Raw genomic sequence first — 20,833 nt, 5'->3', positions numbered from 1 at the left:
GCTCCGCATTACGCTCCGCTCCATGCGAAGCGACCCTCCCCCTCCAGGGGAGGGTAAGTGGCCGCCGCCATACGTCGCTACCCCTGACGCAATTCGTGCGTTCCCCGCCGCAACTCGTGCGAAATCCGCTGTTCCGTGCCCGAATGATTGCGGCGCGCCCCTCTCGGAGTGAGCCTCCCCTCAACGTCCGCGCCGTCACGCGCAAAGGACGACGAGGAGGAGATGATGATCCCAGGCTCATTCAGCTATCACCGGCCGGCGTGTGTCGCCGATGCCGTCAAGCTATTGTCAGACCTCGGCGAGGATGCCCGGCCTCTGGCCGGCGGGCATAGCCTGGTGCCGATGATGAAGCTTCGGCTCGCCACCCCCGCCCATCTGATCGACCTGCACGGCATCGCCGCCCTCAAGGGCATCAGCCGCGACGGCAACAATCTGGTCATCGGCGCGATGACCACCCAGCACGAGCTGCTGGTCTCGGACGACGTTGCCAAGTCGATGCCGATCCTGCATGAAGCGGCACTGCTGATCGCCGACCCGCAGGTGCGCTACCGCGGCACGATCGGCGGCAATGTCGCCAATGGCGATCCCGGCAACGACATGCCGGCGCTGATGATGACCTTGGGGGCAACCTATCGCCTCGAAGGCCCGGGTGGCTCCCGCGACGTCGCGGCGGCCGACTTCTATCAGGGCGCCTATTTCACCGCGCTCGAGCCGGGCGAGATCCTGACCTCCGTCTCGGTTCCCGTGCCCGCGGCCGGCCACGGCTACGCCTACGAAAAACTCAAGCGCAAGGTCGGAGACTACGCCACCGCCGCCGCCGCCGTCGTTCTCACCATGGCGAGTGGCAAGGTCGCGACCTGCGCGATCGGGCTCACCAACGTCCACGAGACGCCGCTGCTGGCTGCCGATGCCGCCAAGGCCGTGATTGGCACCAGCCTCGATGCGGCGACGTTGAAGAAGGCCGCCGCTGCGGCCGCAGCGATCATGGCGCCAGCTGCGGATGCCCGCGGCCCGGTCGAATACCGAAAACATGTCGGCGGCATCATGGTGACGCGCGCGCTTCAGCGCGCCGCCGCTGTCGCGAAGTAAGGGAGAGGGATCGATGGCTAAAACACACGTCACCATGAAGGTGAACGGCGCCGAGGTCGAAGGCCTCGTCGAGCCGCGCACGCTGCTGGTGCATTTCATCCGCGAGAATCTGCAGATGACCGGCACCCATATCGGCTGCGAGACGACGCATTGCGGCGCCTGCACCGTCGATATCGACGGCATGTCGGTGAAGTCCTGCACCATGTTTGCGGTGCAGGCCGATGGCAGTGACATCACCACGATCGAAGGCATGGCCAATGCCGACGGCACGCTCTCGGCGCTCCAGGAAGGTTTCCGCATGATGCACGGTCTGCAATGCGGCTTCTGCACGCCCGGCATGATTGTCCGCGCGCATCGGCTGCTGAAGGAAAATCCCTCGCCGAGCGAGCCGGAAATCCGCATGGGCATCTCCGGCAACATCTGCCGCTGCACCGGCTACCAGAACATCGTCAAAGCCATTCAATACGCCGCCGCAAAGATCAACGGCGTGGAATTCCAGGAGGCCGCAGAATGAACGACCTCACTCCCACGCGGGAACAACGCACCGCCGCACTCGAAGGCATGGGCTGCAAGCGCAAGCGCGTCGAGGATATCCGCTTCACCCAGGGCAAGGGCAATTACGTCGACGACGTCAAGCTGCCCGGCATGCTGCACGGCGACTTCGTCCGCTCGCCGCATCCGCATGCGCGCGTCAAGAAGATCGACGACAGCGCGGCGCTAAAGGTGCCCGGCGTGCTCGCGGTCATCACCGCTGAGACGCTGAAGACCGTGAACCTCGCCTGGATGCCGACCTTGGCCGGCGACGTGCAGATGGTTCTGGCCGACGGCAAGGTGCTGTTTCAGAATCAGGAGGTCGCCTTCGTTGTCGCCACCGACCGCTATGCGGCGGATGACGGCATCAACGCGGTTGTCGTCGAATACGAGCCGCTGCCTCCGCTGGTCGATCCCTTCAAGGCGATGGACAAGGATGCGCCGGTGCTGCGCGAGGATCTCGTCGGCAAGATGTCCGGCGCGCATGGTCCGCGCAAGCACGACAACCACATCTTCGAGTGGACCGTCGGCGACAAGGAATTGACCGACGCGGCCTTCAACAAGGCCGAGGTCAAGATCAAGGAGATGATCTCCTACCACCGCACCCATCCATCGCCGCTGGAGACCTGCCAGTGCGTCTGCTCCTTCGACAAGTTCAAGGGCGAGCTGACGATTTACGGCACGTTCCAGGCCCCGCACGTGATCCGCACCGTGGTGGCGCTGATCGCAAAAATTCCGGAGCACAAGATCCACGTCATCGCGCCCGACATCGGCGGCGGTTTCGGCAACAAGGTCGGCGCCTATCCCGGTTATATCTGTGCGGCGGTGGCCTCCATCGTCACCGGCAAGCCGGTGAAATGGGTCGAGGACCGCATCGAGAACCTCACCGCGACCTCGTTCGCGCGCGACTATCACATGACCACCGAGATCGCCGCGACCAAGGACGGCAAGGTCACCGGCCTTCGTGTCCACGTGCTCGCCGATCACGGTGCGTTCGACGCCTGCGCCGACCCGTCGAAATGGCCTGCCGGCTTCTTCAACATCGTCACTGGCTCCTATGACTTCCCGACCGCACATCTGGCTGTCGATGGCGTCTACACCAACAAGGCGCCGGGCGGCGTCGCCTACCGTTGCTCGTTCCGCGTCACGGAGGCGGCCTACTGCATCGAGCGCGCCATGGATATTCTGGCGCAGAAGCTCAACATGGACCCCGCTGAACTCCGGCTGAAGAACTTCATCAAGCCGGAGCAGTTCCCCTATCACTCGGCGCTCGGCTGGGAATACGATTCCGGCGACTACCACACCGCCATGCGCAAGATGATGGAGACGACCGGCTACGCCGCGCTCCGGAAGGAGCAGGCGGAGAAGCGTGCCGCGTTCGCGCGGGGGGAGACCCGCGAGATCATGGGGCTCGGCATCTCCTTCTTCACCGAGATCGTCGGTGCTGGCCCGTCGAAGAACTGCGACATCCTCGGCATCGCCATGTTCGATTCCTGCGAGATCCGCATGCATCCGACCGGTGCGGGCATCGCGCGCATGGGCACCAAGAGCCAGGGCCAGGGTCACGAGACCACCTGGGCCCAGATCATCGCGACCGAGATCGGCATTCCCGCCGACAACATCATGGTGGAGGAGGGCAACACCGACACCGCGCCCTACGGGCTCGGCACCTACGGTTCGCGCTCGACGCCGGTGGCGGGCGCGGCGATCGCGATGGCTGCGCGAAAAATCAAGGCCAAGGCGCAGATGATCGCGGCCTACAAGCTCGAGGTCCACGAGGACGATCTCGAATTCGACATCGACGGTTTCCGGGTGAAGGGCCTGCCGGAGAAGTTCATGTCGATGAAGGATATCTGCTGGGCGGCGTACAACTCGGTGCCGCCAGGCATGGAGCCCGGGCTGGAGGCGGTCAGCTATTACGATCCGCCCAACATGACCTATCCGTTCGGCGCCTATCTCTGCGTGATGGACATCGATGTCGATACCGGCGTGTACAAGGTCCGGCGCTTCTACGCGCTCGACGATTGCGGCACCCGCATCAACCCGATGATCATCGAGGGTCAGGTGCATGGCGGCCTCACCGAAGCTTTCGCCATCGCGATGGGCCAGGAGATCCGCTACGACGAGGTCGGCAACGTCGTCACCGGCTCGTTCATGGACTTCTTCATGCCGACCGCGGTGGAGACGCCGCATTGGGAGACCGACTTCACTGTCACCCCGTCGCCGCATCACCCGATCGGCGCCAAGGGCGTCGGCGAAAGCCCGAATGTCGGCGGCGTGCCGGCCTTCTCCAACGCCGTCAACGACGCGTTCTCGTTCTTAGGCTCCACGCACATCCAGATGCCGCATGATTTCTGGCGCAACTGGAAGGCGGCGAAGGATCTGGGCGCGGTGGCGTAGGGTGATTGGCGAAAGCCGGGCCTTCATCCTTCGAGACGCGGCGTACGCGCCGCTCCTCAGGATGAGGTCATAGACCCTCATGGTGAGGAGCGCGTCTTCGCGCGTCTCGAACCATGAAGGCCACGGAACGTGCGGCATTTAGTTCGAGGACCAATGAAGAATCGAGACGAGATCGCGCAAGCCTTGGCCGCATCGGGCTATATCGCCGATGCGGACCTTGCGACCGCGATCTCGCTGATGCAATTGTTGCGGCGTCCGCTGCTGCTCGAAGGCGAAGCGGGCGTCGGCAAGACGGAAGTGGCGAAAGCACTTGCAAAAGTGCACGCGACCGAGCTGATCCGGCTGCAATGCTACGAGGGCCTCGATCAGTCCTCCGCGCTCTACGAGTGGAATTACCAGCGCCAATTGCTGGCGATCCAGGCCCATCGTGGCAGCGATAGCATCGAGGACCAGGTGTTCTCGGAAAAATACCTGCTCGAGCGCCCCTTGCTCGCCGCGATCCGCCGGCCGAGGGCGCCGGTGCTGCTGATCGACGAGATCGACCGGGCCGACGACGAGTTCGAGGCCTTCCTGCTGGAATTGCTGTCCGACTTCCAGGTCTCGATCCCCGAGCTCGGCACGATCGCGGCCGTCACGATCCCGCATGTCGTGCTGACCTCGAACGGCACGCGCGAACTGTCCGACGCGTTGCGCCGGCGCTGCCTCTATCACTATGTCGAATATCCCGACGTCGACCGCGAGACTCGCATCATCCTGACGCGCGTCATGGGCGCCAGCCCGTCGCTGTCGCTCCAGATCGCGCGCATGGTCGAGGGTGTGCGCAAGGAGGAACTGCGAAAAGTCCCGGGCGTGGCGGAGACGCTGGATTGGGCGGCAGCTCTCGTCGGCCTCGACGTAACCAATCTTCACGACGCACCCGAGACTGTGCATGAGACGCTCGTCTGCCTGTTGAAGACTCACGAAGACCGCGCCCGTGTCACGCCAGAGGTGACGCAGCGCCTGCTGGGAAAGGTCGCATGAGCTGCTGTGGCTCCAGCCCCGGATATGATGACCTCAACGAGGTCTCGCGCCTCGTCTCCGCGAAGCTTGCGGCGTTCCTGCGCACGCTGCGCGAGGCCGGCTTTCGCGTCGGGCTTGCCGAGGGGCAGGATGCGGCGACGCTGATGTCATCGGGCTATGCGGCCCGGCCGAACCTGCTGCGCGCGGCGTTCAAGCACCTGTTCTCGGCACGCAAATCCGACTGGGACAAGTTCGACGGGCTGTTCGATGCATTCTGGCTCGGGAAGCGTGTGCGCTCGCGTTCCCGCACGATTGGATCCGCGCCGGGCGCCAGCAATCCTTCGCTGAAAAGCTTGCAAGAAAAGGCGGCGGAGCAGGGCAGTAACCAGTCCGCCGTCGACCAGCTTCCGTCCTCCGACGACGCGCCGGAAGGCCGCTCCGGCGAGGGCCGCATGGAAGGTGCTTCACGCGCCGACAATCTTGCCGAGGTCGATTTCCGAAAGCTGAGCGATCCAGATCAGGTCGCGCAGGCCCATGAGGCCGCAGCAGCGCTCGCCAAGGCAATGCGCACGCGGCTGACCCGGCGCGATCTCGCGCGCCGGCGCGGCTACCGGCTTGATCTCCGCCGCACCATTCATCGCAACATCAGCCATGGCGGCGTTCCTATCAGCCTGGTGAAACGCCAGCGCAAGGACAAGCCGTTGCGGCTCGTCGTGCTGCTCGATGCCTCGGGATCGATGAGCATGTACACGTCAGTCTTCCTGCGCTTCATCCACGGTGTGCTCGACCAGTTCCGCGAGGCCGAGGCGTTCCTGTTCCACACGCGGCTCGCCTATGTCTCCGATGCGATGAAGGAGAAGGATGCCGGCCGCGCGCTCGACCGGCTCTCGATCATGGCGCAAGGCGCGGGTGGCGGCACCAGGATCGGCGAGTGCTTGCAAACCTTCAATCGCTGGCACGCCGCGCGCGTGATCCATTCCCGCAGCTGCGTGATGATCGTGTCCGACGGCTACGAGACCGGGGATGCCGCATTGCTTGGCCGCGAGATGGCGGCGTTGCACCGGCGCTGTCGCCGCATCGTCTGGCTCAACCCGATGATGGCGTGGGAGGGCTACACGCCCGAAGCGCGGGGCATAAGAGCTGCGTTGCCGCATGTCGATCTCTATGCGCCCGCGAATTCGCTGCAAAGCCTGCGCGCGCTCGAACCCTATTTGGCGAAGCTCTGAGGATACGCCGATGATCGCCCATGTCGAAGTACTCGATCTCATTGCGCAGATGAAGGCGGCCGAGCGCGCCTTCGTGCTCGCGACGGTGGTGCGCACGGTGTCGGTGACCGCGGCGAAGGCTGGCGCCAAGGCGATCATCGCCGCCGACGGCACCATCGTCGCGGGTTGGATCGGCGGGGGCTGCGCCAAGGGCGCGGTGCTGAAGGCGGCGCGCGAGGCGCTCGCCGATGGCGAGCCGCGGATGGTCTCGGTGCAGCCGGAGAACCTTCTGGCCGAGCTGGGCGTCAGCGCAGGCGAGAGCCGCGACGGCATTCGCTTCGCCAGCAACATGTGCCCGAGCAAGGGCACGATGGACATCTTCGTCGAGCCGGTGCTGCCGCATCCCTCGCTTGTCATTCTCGGGGCAAGCCCGGTGGCGCTGTCACTTGCGGCGCAGGCGCGCGTGCTCGGTTATCACGTCACGCTGGCTGCACCCGCCACCGATCGCACGGCGCAGCCGGATGCCGATGCAGTCATCGATGGTTATCACCTCGGCGAGCTCAACGACGCTAAGCGCTTCGTCGTGGTCTCGACGCAAGGCAAGGGTGATGAAGCCGCCTTGCGTGCCGCGGTCGCGACCAAAGCCGACTACCACGCCTTCGTCGGCAGCCGCCGCAAGATGGCTTCGTTGCGCGCCAAGCTTCTCGCGGAAGGCGCCAATGCCGCCGCGATCGATGATTTCAAGGCGCCGGCCGGCCTCGATCTCGGCGCGATCACGCCGGAGGAGATCGCAATGTCGATCCTCGCGGAGATCACAAGGGAACGACGGCGTGGCCAGCGCGCGGCCAATCAAACAGCAAGCAGAGAGTGAGACACCGATCATGCAGATGAACGACAGCCAGCGAATTCCCGCCTCACGCGAGCAGGTGTGGGCGGCGCTGAACGATCCCGCTGTGCTGAAGCAGTGCATCCCCGGCTGCCAGTCGCTCGAGGTGACCGCCCCGAACGAGATGACGGCGACGGTGGTCTTCAAGGTCGGCCCGGTGAAGGCGACGTTCAGCGGTAAGGTGACGCTGTCCGATTTCGATCCGCCCAACTCCTATCGCATCTCGGGCGAGGGCTCCGGCGGCGTCGCCGGCTTCGCCAAGGGCGGCGCGCTGGTGCGGCTGGAATCCGAGAGTGCCGACGTGACAGTGTTGCATTACGAAGTCGATGCGCAGATCGGCGGCAAGCTCGCGCAGTTGGGAGCGCGGTTGATCAATTCGACCGCGACGAAGCTGGCGGGGGAGTTCTTCAAGTCATTTGCGGACGTGGTGAGCGCGAAGGTCGAGGCGCAATAGGTCTCGTAGGGTGGGCAAAGCGTAAGCGTGCCCACCATTCTCTATCGCAAACAAAGAACGTGGGCACGGCGCTTTGCGCCTTTGCCCACCCTACGATAGTTGCGCAAGCCGCCATCACCCCAGCGACACCCCCGCCTTGGCCCGGCTGATCCCCAGCGTCAGGATGCGCTGCAGTAGATCCGGATATTTGAGTCCGGCATGTTGGGCCGCCGTGGCGAACTCCTGGCTCTTGGCGATCTCGGGGTTGGGATTGGCCTCGATGAAATACGGCGTGCCGTCGGCGGCGAGACGAAAATCGATGCGCGCATAGCCGTCGAGGCCAAGCGCCCGGTAGATGCGCTTCGCGGCGCGCTGGATGCGCGCGGTGACTTCGGGCGCAAGGTCCTTCGCCGGCCCGTCGACGATGCCGAGCTTCTCCTGATAGTCGGTGTCGTGCTTGGCTTTCTCCGTGGCGATGTGCCGTGATCTGCGCCCGCCCATGCTGCCGAATTTCAGTTCCCAAACCGGCAGGACGCGCAGCCGGTTGTTGCCGAGCACGCCGACATAAAGCTCTCGCCCCTCGATGAACTGCTCGGCGATGGCGGCGGATTCGACCCGCTCGTGGATGAAGGCGACGCGCTCCACGAGCTTCTCGTCGGTATCGACGATCGAGGCCTGCGAGATGCCGAAGGACCCGTCCATGTTCAGGCTCTTGACGATCAGCGGCAGCGCAAGGCGCGTCGGGCGCTTCACCTTGCGGCGCATCGGGAAGACGGCGAAGGCCGGCGCTGCGATCCGGCGGTGATGCACCAGCGTCTTGGACAAATCCTTGCCGCGCGCCAGGATCAGGCCGCGCGGATTGCACCCGGTATAAGGGACTTTCATCAGCTCGAGATAGCTGGCGATGTGCTGGTCGTAGGCGACGTTGTTGTGGAATTCCTCGAGCAGCGTGAAGACCACGTGCGGCTTGAATTCTTCGATCGCCTCGCGGATCGGCTTGATCTCGTCCTGCGCACCGAGGGCGCGAACCTCGTGGCCGGCCGCACGCAAGGTGCTCACCACGTCGTATTCCGTCTTCCAGTTGTTGATTTCCTGCGGCGTGTATCCGTCGGAGGAGTCCGGAGGCATGAAGTCCGGATGCATCAGCACCAGAATGCGTGAGCGTCTCATAGCGCGATCCATTTGCGCCGAGACGGGCCAAACAGCGCGTGCATCGTCTTGGCGGTCACGAGGACGGTGAAATCGAGAACGAGCTTCTGTTCGGGGCCGACGGCGCGCAGATCGAGCTCACGGCAGCGGGAGATCATATCATCGAGCACGGCATCGAGCGTGAGCTGGTTCTCGCCCGTCCACCGCGCGACCAGCTGCCTGATCTGCGCGCGGTGACGCCTGATCAGGGCCGAAGCCGGCTTTGACCTGTGATGCCGCGGATCGGCTGAAAACAGCCTGGAGAGGTCGCGGTCGTAGGTCTTCGGCGCTGTGAAGGCGTAGAACGCCTGCTTCTTCTTGTAGTGGTCTTCGAGCGTCTGGCTGAGCCGGCCCAGCGTATCGACACGCTCCCGCGTCGTGATCAGCGGCCGCTTTCCCGCAATCTCGTGCATCAGCTCGTCGACATATTCGAGCTTCTTCAGCGCCGGCCATCCGGCATATCGCGTCCGCCAGTTCGAGCGTGGGCGCAGCCACACCGCGAAGGTCTCGGCGAAGTCTTCATCCGGATGGCTTTGCGCGTACCACAGCCGGAGGTGCTGGACGTAGCGCCTGCTGGCAGGATTGGGCCGGTAGTAGCGCGGGTAGTGTTTCGACGACGGGCCGAACAGCTGCTGCCAGCGCCGGCGGCGCTGCAGCTGATAGCCGTGCTGCACGGCATGGCCGGCCTCGTGACGGAGGATACCCATGCACTCGCGCCAGGTTCCGCCCTCGACGTCGAACATCATCTTCTTCTCGAGCTTCATCAGACGGGGATGGGCGAGATAGAAGGGGATGGCGATGCCCGGCACATCGCCCGGACTGAACCATTCGCTCGAGATCCATGTGTGCGGTCGCAGCCGGATGCCCCGCTCTTCGAGCTCCTCATGGAGCGTGCTGACGCAGTCCTCGAGCCAGGTGCCTTTGACCGTAACCCTCAGGCTGGAGAGGCGCTGCTTGAGCAACTCGTCATCCGACAGCTTCTCCCAGGCAAATTTCCGGCGTGGCATCAGGCATCCAGAGGGCAAAGATGGCTCAGTATCCGGATGATGTCATGGGCCGCAGCCGGCAACAACCCGTGGGGTTTGCGAGGGGGGCTGTGGGGCGTCAGTGCACGAGATCGTAGGGTGGGCAAAGCGCAGCGTGCCCACCGTCCGCGTGCCAAAGAAAAAGGTGAGCGTGGCGCGTCGCGCCTTAGCCCACCCTATGGCATCGCGAAACTTAACCTAGTCGAACAGGCTCGACACCGACTCTTCCGCCGCGGTGCGCGCGATGGCGTCCGAGATCAGGCTGGCGATCGGAAGCGTGCGGATGTTCGGAGCCTTGGTCACCGCCTCCGTCGGCAGAATCGAGTCGGTGATCACGAGCTCCCTCAGCTTCGAGCCCGCGATGCGGGCGGCCGCGCCGCCGGAGAGCACGCCGTGGGTGATGTAGGCGTAGACGTCCTTGGCGCCCTTGGCGATCAGCGCGTCGGCTGCGTTCACCAGCGTGCCGCCGGAGTCCACGATGTCGTCGATCAGGATGCAGGTGTAGCCGGCGACGTCGCCGATCACGTTCATGACCTCGGATTCGCCCGCCCTCTCGCGGCGCTTGTCGACGATCGCGAGCGGGGTGTTGATGCGCTTGGCAAGGCCACGTGCGCGCGCCACGCCGCCGACGTCGGGCGAGATCACCATCGTCTTGGAGAGGTCGAACTTGTCCTTGATGTCGCGCACCATCAGCGGCGCCGCGTAGAGATTGTCGGTCGGGATGTCGAAGAAGCCCTGGATCTGGCCGGCATGCAGGTCGAGCGTCATGACGCGGTCGACGCCGGCCTGCGTGATCAGGTTGGCGACGAGCTTGGCCGAGATCGGCGTGCGCGAACCCGATTTGCGGTCCTGCCGGGCGTAGCCGAAATAGGGCAGCACCGCGGTGATGCGGCGTGCCGAGGAGCGGCGCAGCGCATCGGTGATGATCAGCAGTTCCATCAGATGGTCGTTGGCGGGGAACGAGGTCGACTGGATGACGAAGGCATCCGAGCCACGGACGTTCTCCTGGATCTCGACGAAGATCTCCATGTCGGCGAAGCGCCGTACCACCGCCTTGGTTAGCGGCAGGTCGAGGCCTTGCGCGATCGCCTGCGCGAGGGCCGGGTTTGAGTTGCCGGCGACAAGCTTGATGGAGCCGTTCTTGGCCGACATGGACGCTTCCTCCCGCGCTTTGCTGGATACGACGTTCAACATCAGAGAATACCCACTGGAAGCACGGTTACGACGGGCGAGGAAATATCAGGCCGGGGCCTGCAATGGCAACCCGGCATGCTACGTTTTCCCTCCGAAATCCTGAGTCGGGCCAACGGTTTGGCCGCAACTTGGGGCCGTGGTTTCGCGGGGGTTATCGCTCGGCATAGCCCAGCGCCGAGGCCGGCATCTCGGCCGCCGGAGCCTCCGGGATCACGCTGGCCACCGCCGGTCCCCGCAAGCCGGGAACAGTGCCCGGCGCGTCCGGTGTGCCGCTGATCATGTTGGAAAGTCCGCTGAATCCGGCCTGGGCGATCTTCCGCAGTACGAGGTCGTCGGCGGCGCCCCAGGGGTCGCGGCCACCCTTGGCGGCGGTCAGTTCCTCGCCGGAGAGGCGCAATGCGCGCTGCTGGTTGGCGTCGTAGACGTCCCAGACCCAGGCGATCACGGTCTTGCCGCGCACGATTTGGGCGGAGAGGTAACTGCGCACGCGATAGGCAGCCGTCCCCTCGCGGGAGACGACGGACAGGCTGCGCAGCTTGGATTCGCTGTCGAGCACGCCGACCATGCGGTCGAACACCTGCGGGGGCGGCCCGTCGATCGATTCGAAGGCCACGGTCGCCCCTGAGCCGGCGCTCGGCGCCATCGCATAGGAGTTGGCGGCACCGCCGCCGCCGGCGCAGCCGCCAAGCGCGACCGCCGCCGCCAGCAGCATGACCGCCAGCACGCGCGAACCCGCGCGGCCCAGGATGAATGACGCGTCCCTCATTATGGAGGGCAGCGATATCGTTAAAATCGATTAAGGTCTAGGGCAGGAAGGACACATCATTGGGCCGATCCGGCCGAGGAATTGTCGATGAGGGGAGCGACTTTGGGGGTAATCGTTGCCTGCCTCATCGTGGGGCGGGCCGCGGCGGCAGAAAGTGCGGCCGAGGCAATCCGGGCTTTCGGACTGACCGGTACCTGGTCGGTTGATTGCAAACGGGATCCGTATCAGGCCTGTGAGAACAACCGCTGTGGCGCGCGATTGACGTACATCGCGTCGTCCTCCGGAGCGCCGACGACAAGGAATGTGATCGGGACGTTCACACCTGGGCAGGTAAGGACATTCATCAGCGCGATCTATTCGGCGACGCGTATTGCCGACGACAAGATCAAGATCGTGTCGGTTCAGGACCCTCCACCCAGCACGACACTGATCTGGTGGCGTCAGCCGGGCGAGGTTTGGGAGATCGTTCTGCTCAAGGTCGGCGACAAATATCGGACTTTCTCCGCGCATCGCGACGATTGGAAGAAGATCGAAGTCGATGAAGGTTTCGAGGTCCGACCGCCGCCGCCTCCACCAACTCAAATGTACGTTGATTTGCCGACTAAATGGCTTCGCGGAAAGAATGAAACGCCATTGTTCGAAAGATGCAGCGACTAACCTAATGGGTTGCGGCAAGAACTAGGCCGAATTCGTTCTTAATTCTCCAGCGCGATCGCGTGGATGTGCCGGCCGTAATCCGGCTCCTTGCGATGCACCGAGCGGCGATAGCTGAAGAAGCGCTCGTCGGCATAGGTGTCCAGGCCAAGATCGTCGATCATCAGGATGCCGGCGGCTTCGAGCCGCTTCCGGATGAATCCGGCGAGGTCGAACATCGCGTGTCCGGCGCGCACCGACGGGATGAAGAACATGGCGTTGTCCGCGTCCGCCTCGATGAAGCGCGCCACGAATTCGTTGCCGACCTCGTAGCTGTCCTGGCGGATCAAGGGGCCGATCGCGGCGATGATGCCGCTGCGCGTGGCGCCGAGCTTCTCCATCGCCGAGATCGTCTGATCCAGCACGCCGGTCAGCGCGCCTTTCCAGCCGGCATGGGCGCCGCCGATCACGCGCGCGTTGGGATCGACGAACAGCACCGGCCCGCAATCGGCGGTGGAGACGCCGAGCGCGATGCCGGGTGTTTTCGTGACCAGCGCATCGCCTTTCGGCCGCGGTCCGCTCGGCCACGGCGCTTCGGCAACGAGGACATCGGGCGAATGGATCTGGTGCAGGCTGATGAAGCGCTCCGGGGCGACGCCGACATGCTCGGCCATGCGGCGGCGATTCTCCGCGACATGCGCCGGATCGTCGTTGGAGCCGAGCCCGCCATTGAGCGCCGAATAAATCCCGCCTGAGACACCGCCCTCGCGGGTGAAGAAGGCGTGGCGCAGGCCGGGCACGGCCGACAGCAGTGACGAAGCAAGCGTCATGAGGTGCCTCCGGCCCGTTCGAGATCGCTGAGGCCGGCGATGCCGGTCAGCCGCGGCTCGGAGATGCCGAGCACCTTGAACATCGAGCCCATGCCACTGCGCCCGGTATCGGTCAGGCGCTTGAGCGCGACCGAAATGTCGGTGGCGACTTCAGGCGTCGCCTTCTGCATCAGGGCGGCTGCGCGGGTATCGATGCCGACGCGCTTGAGGAAATCGCCCTGCGTCACCGGGCCGTGCACACGGGCGCCGACATCCTCGGCCGCGCGCGCCAGGGCCTGGAAGTCGACATGGGCGGTGACGTCGGCCTGGCCCGGCGCCTTCAGGGGATCGGTGAAGGTGTGGCGCGCGATCGCCTGGAAGGTGTCGCCGGCATCGCTGCGCAGATGGCCGTAGTCGATGATCAGCGCCGCGCCGTCCTGGTCGCGCACGCGCGTGGCGAGCTTCATGATCTCGCCGTCGGGCCGCCATTCGAACACGGCGCCGACGGGAGCGGCGCGCACCAGAGGCGGCAGCAGCACGTCGAAACGCGGCGTCGGGTCGGCGGCCGCGCCGAATTGAAGCCTGCCGTTGGGATCGATCTCGATCACCCGCTCGTGCCAGCCGTTCTCGCGCTTCACCATCTGGCGGATCGGCAGCACGTCGAAATATTCGTTGGCGAGGATGATGCTCGGGCCCTCAGGCACGTCGTCGATGCTGTCGTGCCAGGCGATGTTGCGCACGCCCGCCAGCGTCGCACTCTGCCGCTCGCGCAGCACGGGATTGACCTCGACCATGTGGACGTGAAGCGCCTGGTAGAGCGGCGGCAGCACGCGCAGTGCGCGCAGCGCATCCGCCATCATGGTGCCGCGGCCGGGGCCGAGCTCGATCAGCCGCAGGAATTGCGGCGAGCCCATCTGCTTCCACACCGAGGCGGTCCACAGCCCCAGGAGCTCGCCGAACATCTGGCTGACCTCGGGCGCGGTGGTGAAGTCGCCTTCGCGCCCGAGCGGATCGCGCGAGACGTAATAGCCATAGCGCGGATGCATCAGGCACAGTTCCATGTACCGCCAGACCGGCATGGGCCCTGAGGATTTGATCAGCGCCCTGATCTCGTTGAGTAGCGGCTGTTCGGTCAAGGTCTGTCTTCTCGAAAGGAATTAACTGATGGCCCCGGCGGGCTTCGGCGCGCCGCGCCTGATAGCCAATACAATAAGTATGAGGCCTACAATAAGCATCGGGATCGACAACAGCATGCCCATGGTTAATCCGCCCCAGAGGAAGCCGAGCTGGACGTCCGGCTCGCGAAAATGCTCGCCGGCGATGCGGGTCAGGCCATAGATCAGGATGAAGGCGCCGAGGATCATGCCGGGCCGCTTCAGGGCGCCGAAACGGATCATGATCGCGAGCACGGTGAACAGCAGGATGCCCTCCATGCCGGCCTCATAGAGCTGGCTCGGATGGCGCGGCAGCTGCGTCGGATCGTTGGGGAAGATCATCGCCCAGGGCAGGCTGGGGTCGGTGGCGCGGCCCCACAATTCGCCATTGATGAAATTGGCGATGCGTCCGAGCAGCAGCCCGACCGGGGCGACTGCCGTGGTGATGTCGCCCAGCGACAGGATCGAGATGCGGTTGCGATAGGCAAACCACATCACCGCGACGACGCAGCCGAGGAAGCCGCCATGGAAGGACATGCCGCCCTCCCACAATTTGAAGATCGCGGCGGGGTGATCGATGAAGAAGGGCAGATTGTAGAACAGCACGTAGCCGGTGCGGCCGCCGAGGATGATGCCGAGCGTGACCCACAGGATGAAGTCGTCGATCTGCACCAGCGACATCGGCGCGGGGCCGCTCCACAGGCGCTCTTTCTTCAGCAGCGAGCGCGCATAGAGCCAGCCGAACACGATGCCGCTGATATAGGCCAGCGCATACCAGCGGATCGCGAACGGACCGATCTCGATCGCGATCGGCTTGAAGGCGGGAAAGTCGATGAGCAGAAAGGGCATCAGGCCTTCTAGACTTAAACGAGATTGCGGCGATAGAGCGCCAGCAGACGCTCCCAATGCCGCTCGGCGGCGTCGCGGTCGTAGACCGGGCGCTTGGGGAAGGCGAAGCCGTGATGCGTGCCGGGATAGATCTCGACCTCGGCTTTCGGACCGCTCATGCCCTGCTTGACCTTCTCGATGACCTCGGCGGGCGCGTAGATGTCGGTCTCGGCGCAGGCGAAATAGAGCTCGGCCTTGGTCCTGCCGGCGGCGAGATGCGGGCTGTTGTCTTCGTCGGTCGCCAGATGCGTTCCGTAGATCGAGGCGGCGGCCTTGACGCGGTCGGCAAAGTGCGTGGCCGCGTTGACGGCGTAACGGCCGCTCATGCAATAGCCGACGGTGCCGACGATTTTCGTATTGGCAGCCGCCTGGCCCTCGGCATAGGTGAGCAGGGCCCTGGTGTCCTCCATGATCATGGGAATATTGAGCGAGGCCATGAGCTGGAACATGCGCTTGCGCTCGGGTGCATTCGGATCGGCCGGCAGCGCGCCGAGCTCCATCACGCCGGAGCGGTAATAGAGGTTCGGCAGCATCACGTAATAGCCCGAGGTGGCGAGCCGGCGCGCCATGTCGCGCAGCTCTTCGCGGATCGCCGGCGCATCCATGTAGAACAGGATGACCGGAAACGGCCCGCCGCGTTCGGGATGGGTGATGAAGGTTGCGGTGTGGCCGTCCTTGGTGGGAATCGCGATCTGCTGATCGATCATCTCGTGCGCCTTCTGATTCTTGTTATGCAGGGACGTTGAATACGATTGCAAGGAAACCGGGGCATGACAAGGATACCGCAGATCGGCTCTTGAACCGTTTCGCCCGGATTGCCATTGTCTTTTCGCGCGTTCGCGCAAAGTTTATCTGAGGCCGCCAGGAGACCGACATGACCCAGACCAACAACCGGTTTTTCGACGAGATCGGCCGCCTGATGAACGACGCCGCCGGTGCCGCCCAGGGCGTCAAGCGCGAGTTCGACACCGTGATGCGCACCCAGGCCGAGAAATTCCTGCGCGACATGGACCTGGTCAAGCGCGAGGAATTCGAGGCGGTCAAGGACATGGCCCGCCTCGCCCGCGAGGAGAACGAGGCCCTGAAGGTGCGGATTACAGCGCTGGAGGCTAAGCTGGGCGGGTAGCGCCGGCGTACGGCGCTCTTCCTTACCCTCCCCTGGAGGGGGAGGGTCGATCGCGCGTAGCGCGAGCGGGGTGGGGTGACAGTCTATCCGCGTCGAACAGTGCCCGTGGGGAGGGATCACCCCACCCCGTCTCACATTTCGCTGCGCTCAATGTGAGCCGACCCTCCCCCTCCAGGGGAGGGTAAGAGCCCGGGCTGCCCGCCCATTCTCCTTGTCATTTCCGCATCTTCCGGCTAAAAGCCCGCCAAGTTCGCGGCCCCCGCACCCCTGGAGGCTTGCTGCGAACTGCACCATGGGCCGCGCTGCGGCCCATTAACTTTTGCAAAAACAAGGACTTAGACTATGGCGACGACCGTCAAGGAATTGAAGGCGACCGCACGTCCGAAGAGCGGCAAGGGGGCCGCCCGGGCTGAGCGTCGCGCCGGGAAAGTGCCCGGAGTGATCTATGGCAACAAGCAACCCCCGCTCCCGATCTCGGTTGACGATCGTGAACTGCGCCAGCGCATCCTCGCCGGCCGGTTCCTGACCACGCTGGTCGACATCGACCTCGAGGGCAAGAAGCACCGCGTGATCCCGCGCGACTATCACCTTGATCCGGTCAAGGATTTCCCGATCCATGTCGACTTCATGCGTCTCGGCGAAGGTGCCACCATCCGCATCAGCGTTCCCTTGCATGTGGTGAAAGCGGAAGGTTCGCCCGGCGTGAAGCGCGGCGGCGCCGTCAACATCGTCGCGCATTCGATCGAGCTCGAATGCGGCGTCGAGAGCATCCCGCAATTCATCGAGGCTGATGTCGGCTCACTCGAAATCGGTCACTCGCTCCATCTGTCGGACGTCAAGCTGCCGGCCGGCGTGAAGGCGCTGACCCGCGAGGACGCGACCCTCGTCACCATCGTGCCGCCGTCCGGCTACGCCGAAGAGCAGAAGGCCGCGGCTGCGGCTGCAGCTCCGGGCGCTGCTGCGGCTGCTCCGGCGGCTGGCGCTGCGGCTCCGGCTGCGGGTGCTGCTGCTCCGGCTGCGGCTGCCAAGGCTCCCGCCGGCGGCGACAAGAAGAAGTAATCTCTCAAAGCTGGCGCGCGGTCCTTGATCGCGCGCCGAGCGAGGGGCGCGCCGCGTCATGCGACTCTTTGTTGGGCTCGGCAATCCCGGCGCTAAATACGCACGTAACCGGCACAATGTCGGCTTCATGGCCGTCGACGAGATCGCGCGGCGTCATGGTTTCTCGCCATGGCGCCGTCGTTTTCAGGGCGAGACATCGGAAGGTGCGATCGGCACTGAGCGCGTTATCCTGCTCAAGCCGACGACCTACATGAATGACTCGGGCCGCAGCGTTCAGGAGGCGGCAAGCTTCTTCAAGATCGCGCCGGGCGACGTCACCGTGTTCCACGACGAGCTCGAACTGCCGCCGGGCAAGGTGCGCGTGAAGATCGGCGGCGGCATCGCCGGCCACAACGGCCTGCGCTCGATCTCGGCGCATATCGGCAACGACTATCGCCGGGTCCGGCTCGGCATCGGTCATCCCGGCGTCAAGGAACTGGTGCACGGCCACGTGCTGTCGGACTTCGCCAAGGCCGACAATGACTGGGTGGCGACGCTGTGCGAGGCGGTGGCCGAGCACGCGGCACTGGTTGCCAAAGGCACGGACGCGACCTTCGCCAACAGGGTGCATCTCGCCATGCAGGCGAAGGGATTCTTGACCAAGGACGAGAACGGCAAGGAATAGGGCGCCGTTTTCTCCGTCAAGCCCGGCCATGACGAATACGGATAGAGGACGACCATGGGATTTAAATGCGGGATCGTCGGGTTGCCCAATGTCGGCAAGTCGACCTTGTTCAACGCGCTGACCGAGACGGCCGCTGCGCAGGCCGCGAACTATCCGTTCTGCACCATCGAGCCGAATGTCGGCGAAGTCGCCGTGCCCGATCCGCGGCTCGACAAGCTCTCGGCCATCGCCAAATCGGCGCAGATCATCCCGACCCGGCTGACCTTCGTCGACATTGCCGGCCTCGTGCGCGGCGCTTCCAAGGGTGAAGGCCTCGGCAACCAGTTCCTCGCCAACATCCGCGAGGTCGACGCCATCGCGCATGTCGTGCGCTGCTTCGAGGATTCCGACATCACGCATGTCGAGGGCAAGATCGCCCCGCTCGCCGACATCGAGACCATCGAGACCGAGCTGATGCTCGCCGACCTCGACAGCCTCGAGAAGCGCGTCGACAACCTCACGAAGAAGGCCAAGGGCAACGACAAGGACGCCAAGGAGCAGCTCGACCTCGTCAACCGCACGCTGGTGCTGCTGCGCGAGGGCAAACCCGCCCGCCTCGTCGAGCGCAAGGCGGAGGAGGAGCGGGCCTTCGGGATGCTCGGCCTGCTTTCGTCGAAGCCCGTGCTCTACGTCTGCAATGTCGAGGAAGGCTCGGCCGCCACGGGCAATTCGTTCTCCAAGGCGGTGGAGGAGCAGGCGGCCAAGGAAGGCGCCGTTGCCGTCGTCATCTCCGCCAAGATCGAATCCGAGATCGCCACCATTTCGCGCGAGGAGCGCGCCGACTTCCTGGAGACGCTGGGTCTCGAAGAGGCCGGGCTCGATCGCCTGATCCGCGCCGGCTACACGCTGCTCGACCTCATCACCTATTTCACGGTGGGCCCGAAGGAAGCGCGCGCCTGGACCATCTATCGCGGTACCAAGGCTCCGGGCGCGGCCGGCGTGATCCACACCGACTTCGAGAAGGGTTTTATCCGCGCCGAGACGATTGCGTATGAGGACTATGTCGCGCTGAACGGCGAAGCCGGCGCCCGCGATGCCGGCAAGCTGCGTCTCGAAGGCAAGGAATACGTCGTCGCCGACGGCGACGTGATGCATTTCAGGTTTAATACGTAAGACGCGAAAGAGCGGTGCTGTAGGGTGGGCAAAGCGACTTGTCCGCCGTAGCTCGAAGAGCGAAGGCGGAAGCGTGCCCACCACGTCTCTCTCAAATCGCGAAAGGATGGTGGGCACGGCGCCTAGCGCCTTTGCCCACCCTACGGCCGCCTCACCGCGCCCCGCCGCCCTGGTCGCGGATCGCGCCGAGATGCTCGTTGATGCGGAAGACGATCAGGATCAGCTCCGCGGCGATGCGCGAGAACACGATGCCGACGACGATGCTCGCGATCGATGACAGCAGCACCAGGAAGCCGCCGAACGGGCTGATCGCCATCGTCGCGAGACCGGAGAAGATTCCGGAAAGGCCGAACAGGCAGATCAGTGCGATCACCAGCCAGTAGAAGGTCTTGATGATCGTAGGGGTTATGAATCGGTCCCATTGAAACAGGTCGCTGAATGAAAACATTGCTCTCCCCAGGGCAAATCGGGCCTCGGCCTGCCGGTTGATCCGACTCAAGACCAACGCCGACACCCCATATGTAGCACGAGCCATGCGGGCCGGCGGGTTGAGATTGCCGCAAAGTGCGGCCACAATCTGTCATTCCCTCAAAGCATTCCCGAGATGACCCTGACCTTCGAAGATTTCCCGCCCGGCCGGTTCGGAACATTCGGCCCGCGCCATGTCACCCGCGACGAGATCTTGGCTTTCGCCGCCGAGTTCGATCCGCAGCCGATGCACCTCGATGAGGAGGCCGCGGCCAACAGCATGCTGCGCGGCCTGTCCGGCTCGGGCTGGCACCTCTGCTCGCTGATGATGCGGATGATGGCCGATGGCTTCATCACACGCGCCGCTTCGCTCGGCTCGCCCGGCGTCGACGAGGTGCGTTGGCTGTCACCCTTGCGGCCCGGCGACGATCTCATGCTCGACGTCGACGTGCTGGAGGCGCGCGCCTCGAAGAGCCGGCCGGAGCTCGGCATCGTCAAGTTCAAATGCACGGTGCGCAACGCCAAGGGCGAGGCGCTGTGCGAGATGACCTCGCCGATCCTGATCAAGCGCCGCGAGGGAGCAGTCTGATGCCCTTCTTCGAGGAGATCGAGATCGGCCACCGCCGCGAGATCGGCGCCTACACGTTCACCGCGGAGTCCATCAAGATTTTCGCCGCAAAGTTCGATCCGCAGCGCTTCCACCTCGACGAGGAGGAAGGCAAGAACTCGCTGTTCGGCGGCCTCGCGGCCTCGGGCTGGCATGTCGGCTCGGCCTGCATGAGCCTGCTTGTCGCCGATGGCCAGCGTCTGGCGCGTGAGGCCGCTTCGCGCGGCGAGGAGGTCGCGGTGTGGGGGCCGTCGCCGGGTTTTCGCGACCTGCGCTGGATCAGGCCGGTGCTCGCCGGCGACACCGTCGCCTACGTCAACGAAGTCATCGACAAGCGCAGCTCCGCCTCGCGCCCCGGGTGGGGCATTCTGACGGCCCGCACCACCGGCACCAACCAGCGCGGCGAGGAGGTCTATTCCATCACCGCCAGCGCCTTCGTGCCGATGCGGAAGGGCGATTAGACCTGTTCCAAGATGAACGGTCCAAATGTGTGTGCGAGTGTTGCCCGCGCGCTATGGACGCGATTCCGGGCGGCTGCCATAAGCCTGCTCAACATG

At 64.7% G+C, this 20,833-nt stretch carries 23 protein-coding genes; 14 read left to right on the top strand and 9 right to left on the bottom strand.

Annotation, left to right across the window (positions count from 1 at the left end):
- Window positions 1-225: 225 nt before the first annotated feature.
- From AC0L3X_RS37640 to AC0L3X_RS37610, 7 genes are all read left to right on the top strand, one after another.
- Complete coding sequence (locus tag AC0L3X_RS37640) at window positions 226-1,089, top strand: FAD binding domain-containing protein (RefSeq protein WP_283017728.1); 864 nt, start codon at window positions 226-228, stop codon at window positions 1,087-1,089.
- 13 nt (window positions 1,090-1,102) lie between these two features.
- Window positions 1,103-1,603, top strand: coding sequence for a (2Fe-2S)-binding protein (locus AC0L3X_RS37635; protein WP_063985567.1), 501 nt, complete (start codon window positions 1,103-1,105; stop codon window positions 1,601-1,603).
- A complete protein-coding gene (locus AC0L3X_RS37630) occupies window positions 1,600-4,020 on the top strand; it encodes an aerobic carbon-monoxide dehydrogenase large subunit (RefSeq protein ID WP_063985566.1) in 2,421 nt (806 codons plus the stop codon). The genes AC0L3X_RS37635 and AC0L3X_RS37630 overlap by 4 nt, the downstream gene beginning before the upstream one ends.
- 153 nt (window positions 4,021-4,173) lie before the next feature.
- Window positions 4,174-5,040, top strand: a complete 867-nt coding sequence (locus AC0L3X_RS37625) for an AAA family ATPase (protein WP_063985565.1) — start codon at window positions 4,174-4,176, stop codon at window positions 5,038-5,040.
- Complete coding sequence (locus tag AC0L3X_RS37620) at window positions 5,037-6,245, top strand: vWA domain-containing protein (protein ID WP_063985564.1); 1,209 nt, start codon at window positions 5,037-5,039, stop codon at window positions 6,243-6,245. The genes AC0L3X_RS37625 and AC0L3X_RS37620 overlap by 4 nt, the downstream gene beginning before the upstream one ends.
- 10 nt (window positions 6,246-6,255) lie before the next feature.
- Complete coding sequence (locus AC0L3X_RS37615; protein WP_063985563.1) at window positions 6,256-7,095, top strand: XdhC family protein; 840 nt, start codon at window positions 6,256-6,258, stop codon at window positions 7,093-7,095.
- Window positions 7,096-7,105: 10 nt separating this feature from the next.
- Window positions 7,106-7,564: an SRPBCC family protein gene (locus AC0L3X_RS37610; protein ID WP_063985562.1), complete on the top strand. Its 459-nt coding sequence runs from the start codon at window positions 7,106-7,108 to the stop codon at window positions 7,562-7,564.
- A 114-nt stretch (window positions 7,565-7,678) separates the two neighbouring features.
- Here AC0L3X_RS37610 and AC0L3X_RS37605 read toward each other — a convergent pair whose 3' ends face one another.
- The 4 genes from AC0L3X_RS37605 to AC0L3X_RS37590 form a co-directional block, all read right to left on the bottom strand.
- Window positions 7,679-8,713, bottom strand: coding sequence for a D-alanine--D-alanine ligase family protein (locus AC0L3X_RS37605; protein WP_063985561.1), 1,035 nt, complete (start codon window positions 8,711-8,713; stop codon window positions 7,679-7,681).
- Window positions 8,710-9,738 (bottom strand): putative zinc-binding metallopeptidase, encoded by a 1,029-nt coding sequence (locus AC0L3X_RS37600; RefSeq protein WP_063985560.1) that lies wholly within the window; start codon window positions 9,736-9,738, stop codon window positions 8,710-8,712. The genes AC0L3X_RS37605 and AC0L3X_RS37600 overlap by 4 nt, the downstream gene beginning before the upstream one ends.
- A 216-nt stretch (window positions 9,739-9,954) precedes the next feature.
- On the bottom strand, window positions 9,955-10,908 hold the full coding sequence (locus tag AC0L3X_RS37595) for a ribose-phosphate pyrophosphokinase (protein WP_063986696.1): 954 nt from the start codon (window positions 10,906-10,908) through the stop codon (window positions 9,955-9,957).
- Between the two features lie 193 nt (window positions 10,909-11,101).
- Entirely contained in the window at window positions 11,102-11,716 is a 615-nt protein-coding gene (locus AC0L3X_RS37590) for a hypothetical protein (RefSeq protein ID WP_283017726.1), read from the bottom strand.
- 87 nt (window positions 11,717-11,803) lie between these two features.
- On the opposite strand from AC0L3X_RS37590, the gene AC0L3X_RS37585 reads away from it, so the two are divergent.
- Window positions 11,804-12,373 carry a hypothetical protein gene (locus AC0L3X_RS37585; protein WP_187387821.1) on the top strand — a complete coding sequence of 190 codons (570 nt, stop codon included), beginning with the start codon at window positions 11,804-11,806 and terminating at the stop codon, window positions 12,371-12,373.
- 38 nt (window positions 12,374-12,411) lie between these two features.
- Here the strand turns inward: AC0L3X_RS37585 and pgeF are convergent, their stop codons facing one another.
- Genes pgeF through AC0L3X_RS37565 form a run of 4 tightly spaced genes read right to left on the bottom strand, consistent with a single transcriptional unit; the run spans window position 12,412 to window position 15,907 of the window.
- Entirely contained in the window at window positions 12,412-13,179 is a 768-nt protein-coding gene (pgeF, locus tag AC0L3X_RS37580; RefSeq protein WP_063985557.1) for a peptidoglycan editing factor PgeF, read from the bottom strand.
- The gene (locus tag AC0L3X_RS37575; protein ID WP_063985556.1) at window positions 13,176-14,294 is read right to left on the bottom strand and encodes a class I SAM-dependent methyltransferase; all 1,119 of its coding nucleotides are present in this window, start codon (window positions 14,292-14,294) and stop codon (window positions 13,176-13,178) included. Before AC0L3X_RS37575 ends, pgeF begins: the two co-directional genes overlap by 4 nt.
- 21 nt (window positions 14,295-14,315) lie before the next feature.
- Window positions 14,316-15,161, bottom strand: coding sequence for a prolipoprotein diacylglyceryl transferase (lgt, locus tag AC0L3X_RS37570; RefSeq protein ID WP_063985555.1), 846 nt, complete (start codon window positions 15,159-15,161; stop codon window positions 14,316-14,318).
- Window positions 15,162-15,175: 14 nt separating this feature from the next.
- The gene (locus AC0L3X_RS37565; RefSeq protein WP_063986695.1) at window positions 15,176-15,907 is read right to left on the bottom strand and encodes a dienelactone hydrolase family protein; all 732 of its coding nucleotides are present in this window, start codon (window positions 15,905-15,907) and stop codon (window positions 15,176-15,178) included.
- Window positions 15,908-16,074: 167 nt separating this feature from the next.
- Between AC0L3X_RS37565 and AC0L3X_RS37560 the strand changes: the two genes are divergently transcribed.
- The 4 genes from AC0L3X_RS37560 (at window position 16,075) to ychF (ending at window position 19,201) form a co-directional block, all read left to right on the top strand.
- On the top strand, window positions 16,075-16,326 hold the full coding sequence (locus tag AC0L3X_RS37560) for an accessory factor UbiK family protein (protein WP_063985554.1): 252 nt from the start codon (window positions 16,075-16,077) through the stop codon (window positions 16,324-16,326).
- A gap of 342 nt (window positions 16,327-16,668) precedes the next feature.
- On the top strand, window positions 16,669-17,385 hold the full coding sequence (locus AC0L3X_RS37555) for a 50S ribosomal protein L25/general stress protein Ctc (RefSeq protein ID WP_063985553.1): 717 nt from the start codon (window positions 16,669-16,671) through the stop codon (window positions 17,383-17,385).
- A 58-nt stretch (window positions 17,386-17,443) separates the two neighbouring features.
- Complete coding sequence (gene pth, locus AC0L3X_RS37550; RefSeq protein WP_063985552.1) at window positions 17,444-18,049, top strand: aminoacyl-tRNA hydrolase; 606 nt, start codon at window positions 17,444-17,446, stop codon at window positions 18,047-18,049.
- Window positions 18,050-18,103: 54 nt separating this feature from the next.
- Window positions 18,104-19,201, top strand: coding sequence for a redox-regulated ATPase YchF (ychF, locus tag AC0L3X_RS37545; RefSeq protein ID WP_028151572.1), 1,098 nt, complete (start codon window positions 18,104-18,106; stop codon window positions 19,199-19,201).
- Between the two features lie 151 nt (window positions 19,202-19,352).
- Here the strand turns inward: ychF and AC0L3X_RS37540 are convergent, their stop codons facing one another.
- Window positions 19,353-19,649 (bottom strand): DUF4282 domain-containing protein, encoded by a 297-nt coding sequence (locus AC0L3X_RS37540; RefSeq protein ID WP_063985551.1) that lies wholly within the window; start codon window positions 19,647-19,649, stop codon window positions 19,353-19,355.
- Window positions 19,650-19,805: 156 nt separating this feature from the next.
- Here AC0L3X_RS37540 and AC0L3X_RS37535 point away from each other — a divergent pair, with 156 nt between their 5' ends.
- Entirely contained in the window at window positions 19,806-20,258 is a 453-nt protein-coding gene (locus tag AC0L3X_RS37535; protein WP_063985550.1) for a MaoC family dehydratase, read from the top strand.
- The gene (locus AC0L3X_RS37530; protein ID WP_063985549.1) at window positions 20,258-20,737 is read left to right on the top strand and encodes a MaoC family dehydratase; all 480 of its coding nucleotides are present in this window, start codon (window positions 20,258-20,260) and stop codon (window positions 20,735-20,737) included. Before AC0L3X_RS37535 ends, AC0L3X_RS37530 begins: the two co-directional genes overlap by 1 nt.
- The last annotated feature ends 96 nt before the right edge of the window (window positions 20,738-20,833 follow it).

It is taken from the genome of Bradyrhizobium sp. MI1.7, from assembly GCF_055811795.1.
The sequence above is the reverse complement of the archived record's forward strand: the minus strand, read 5'-3'. Positions and strand labels throughout refer to the sequence as shown.

What these genes read in the sequence shown, in the direction of transcription:
- AC0L3X_RS37640 (WP_283017728.1), top strand. Translation starts at nt 226, where the DNA reads ATGATCCCAGGCTCATTCAGCTATCACCGGCCGGCGTGTGTCGCCGAT.
- AC0L3X_RS37635 (WP_063985567.1), top strand. Translation starts at nt 1,103, where the DNA reads ATGGCTAAAACACACGTCACCATGAAGGTGAACGGCGCCGAGGTCGAA.
- AC0L3X_RS37630 (WP_063985566.1), top strand. Translation starts at nt 1,600, where the DNA reads ATGAACGACCTCACTCCCACGCGGGAACAACGCACCGCCGCACTCGAA.
- AC0L3X_RS37625 (WP_063985565.1), top strand. Translation starts at nt 4,174, where the DNA reads ATGAAGAATCGAGACGAGATCGCGCAAGCCTTGGCCGCATCGGGCTAT.
- AC0L3X_RS37620 (WP_063985564.1), top strand. Translation starts at nt 5,037, where the DNA reads ATGAGCTGCTGTGGCTCCAGCCCCGGATATGATGACCTCAACGAGGTC.
- AC0L3X_RS37615 (WP_063985563.1), top strand. Translation starts at nt 6,256, where the DNA reads ATGATCGCCCATGTCGAAGTACTCGATCTCATTGCGCAGATGAAGGCG.
- AC0L3X_RS37610 (WP_063985562.1), top strand. Translation starts at nt 7,106, where the DNA reads ATGCAGATGAACGACAGCCAGCGAATTCCCGCCTCACGCGAGCAGGTG.
- AC0L3X_RS37605 (WP_063985561.1), bottom strand. Translation starts at nt 8,713, where the DNA reads ATGAGACGCTCACGCATTCTGGTGCTGATGCATCCGGACTTCATGCCT.
- AC0L3X_RS37600 (WP_063985560.1), bottom strand. Translation starts at nt 9,738, where the DNA reads ATGCCACGCCGGAAATTTGCCTGGGAGAAGCTGTCGGATGACGAGTTG.
- AC0L3X_RS37595 (WP_063986696.1), bottom strand. Translation starts at nt 10,908, where the DNA reads ATGTCGGCCAAGAACGGCTCCATCAAGCTTGTCGCCGGCAACTCAAAC.
- AC0L3X_RS37590 (WP_283017726.1), bottom strand. Translation starts at nt 11,716, where the DNA reads ATGAGGGACGCGTCATTCATCCTGGGCCGCGCGGGTTCGCGCGTGCTG.
- AC0L3X_RS37585 (WP_187387821.1), top strand. Translation starts at nt 11,804, where the DNA reads ATGAGGGGAGCGACTTTGGGGGTAATCGTTGCCTGCCTCATCGTGGGG.
- pgeF (WP_063985557.1), bottom strand. Translation starts at nt 13,179, where the DNA reads ATGACGCTTGCTTCGTCACTGCTGTCGGCCGTGCCCGGCCTGCGCCAC.
- lgt (WP_063985555.1), bottom strand. Translation starts at nt 15,161, where the DNA reads ATGCCCTTTCTGCTCATCGACTTTCCCGCCTTCAAGCCGATCGCGATC.
- AC0L3X_RS37565 (WP_063986695.1), bottom strand. Translation starts at nt 15,907, where the DNA reads ATGATCGATCAGCAGATCGCGATTCCCACCAAGGACGGCCACACCGCA.
- AC0L3X_RS37560 (WP_063985554.1), top strand. Translation starts at nt 16,075, where the DNA reads ATGACCCAGACCAACAACCGGTTTTTCGACGAGATCGGCCGCCTGATG.
- AC0L3X_RS37555 (WP_063985553.1), top strand. Translation starts at nt 16,669, where the DNA reads ATGGCGACGACCGTCAAGGAATTGAAGGCGACCGCACGTCCGAAGAGC.
- pth (WP_063985552.1), top strand. Translation starts at nt 17,444, where the DNA reads ATGCGACTCTTTGTTGGGCTCGGCAATCCCGGCGCTAAATACGCACGT.
- ychF (WP_028151572.1), top strand. Translation starts at nt 18,104, where the DNA reads ATGGGATTTAAATGCGGGATCGTCGGGTTGCCCAATGTCGGCAAGTCG.
- AC0L3X_RS37540 (WP_063985551.1), bottom strand. Translation starts at nt 19,649, where the DNA reads ATGTTTTCATTCAGCGACCTGTTTCAATGGGACCGATTCATAACCCCT.
- AC0L3X_RS37535 (WP_063985550.1), top strand. Translation starts at nt 19,806, where the DNA reads ATGACCCTGACCTTCGAAGATTTCCCGCCCGGCCGGTTCGGAACATTC.
- AC0L3X_RS37530 (WP_063985549.1), top strand. Translation starts at nt 20,258, where the DNA reads ATGCCCTTCTTCGAGGAGATCGAGATCGGCCACCGCCGCGAGATCGGC.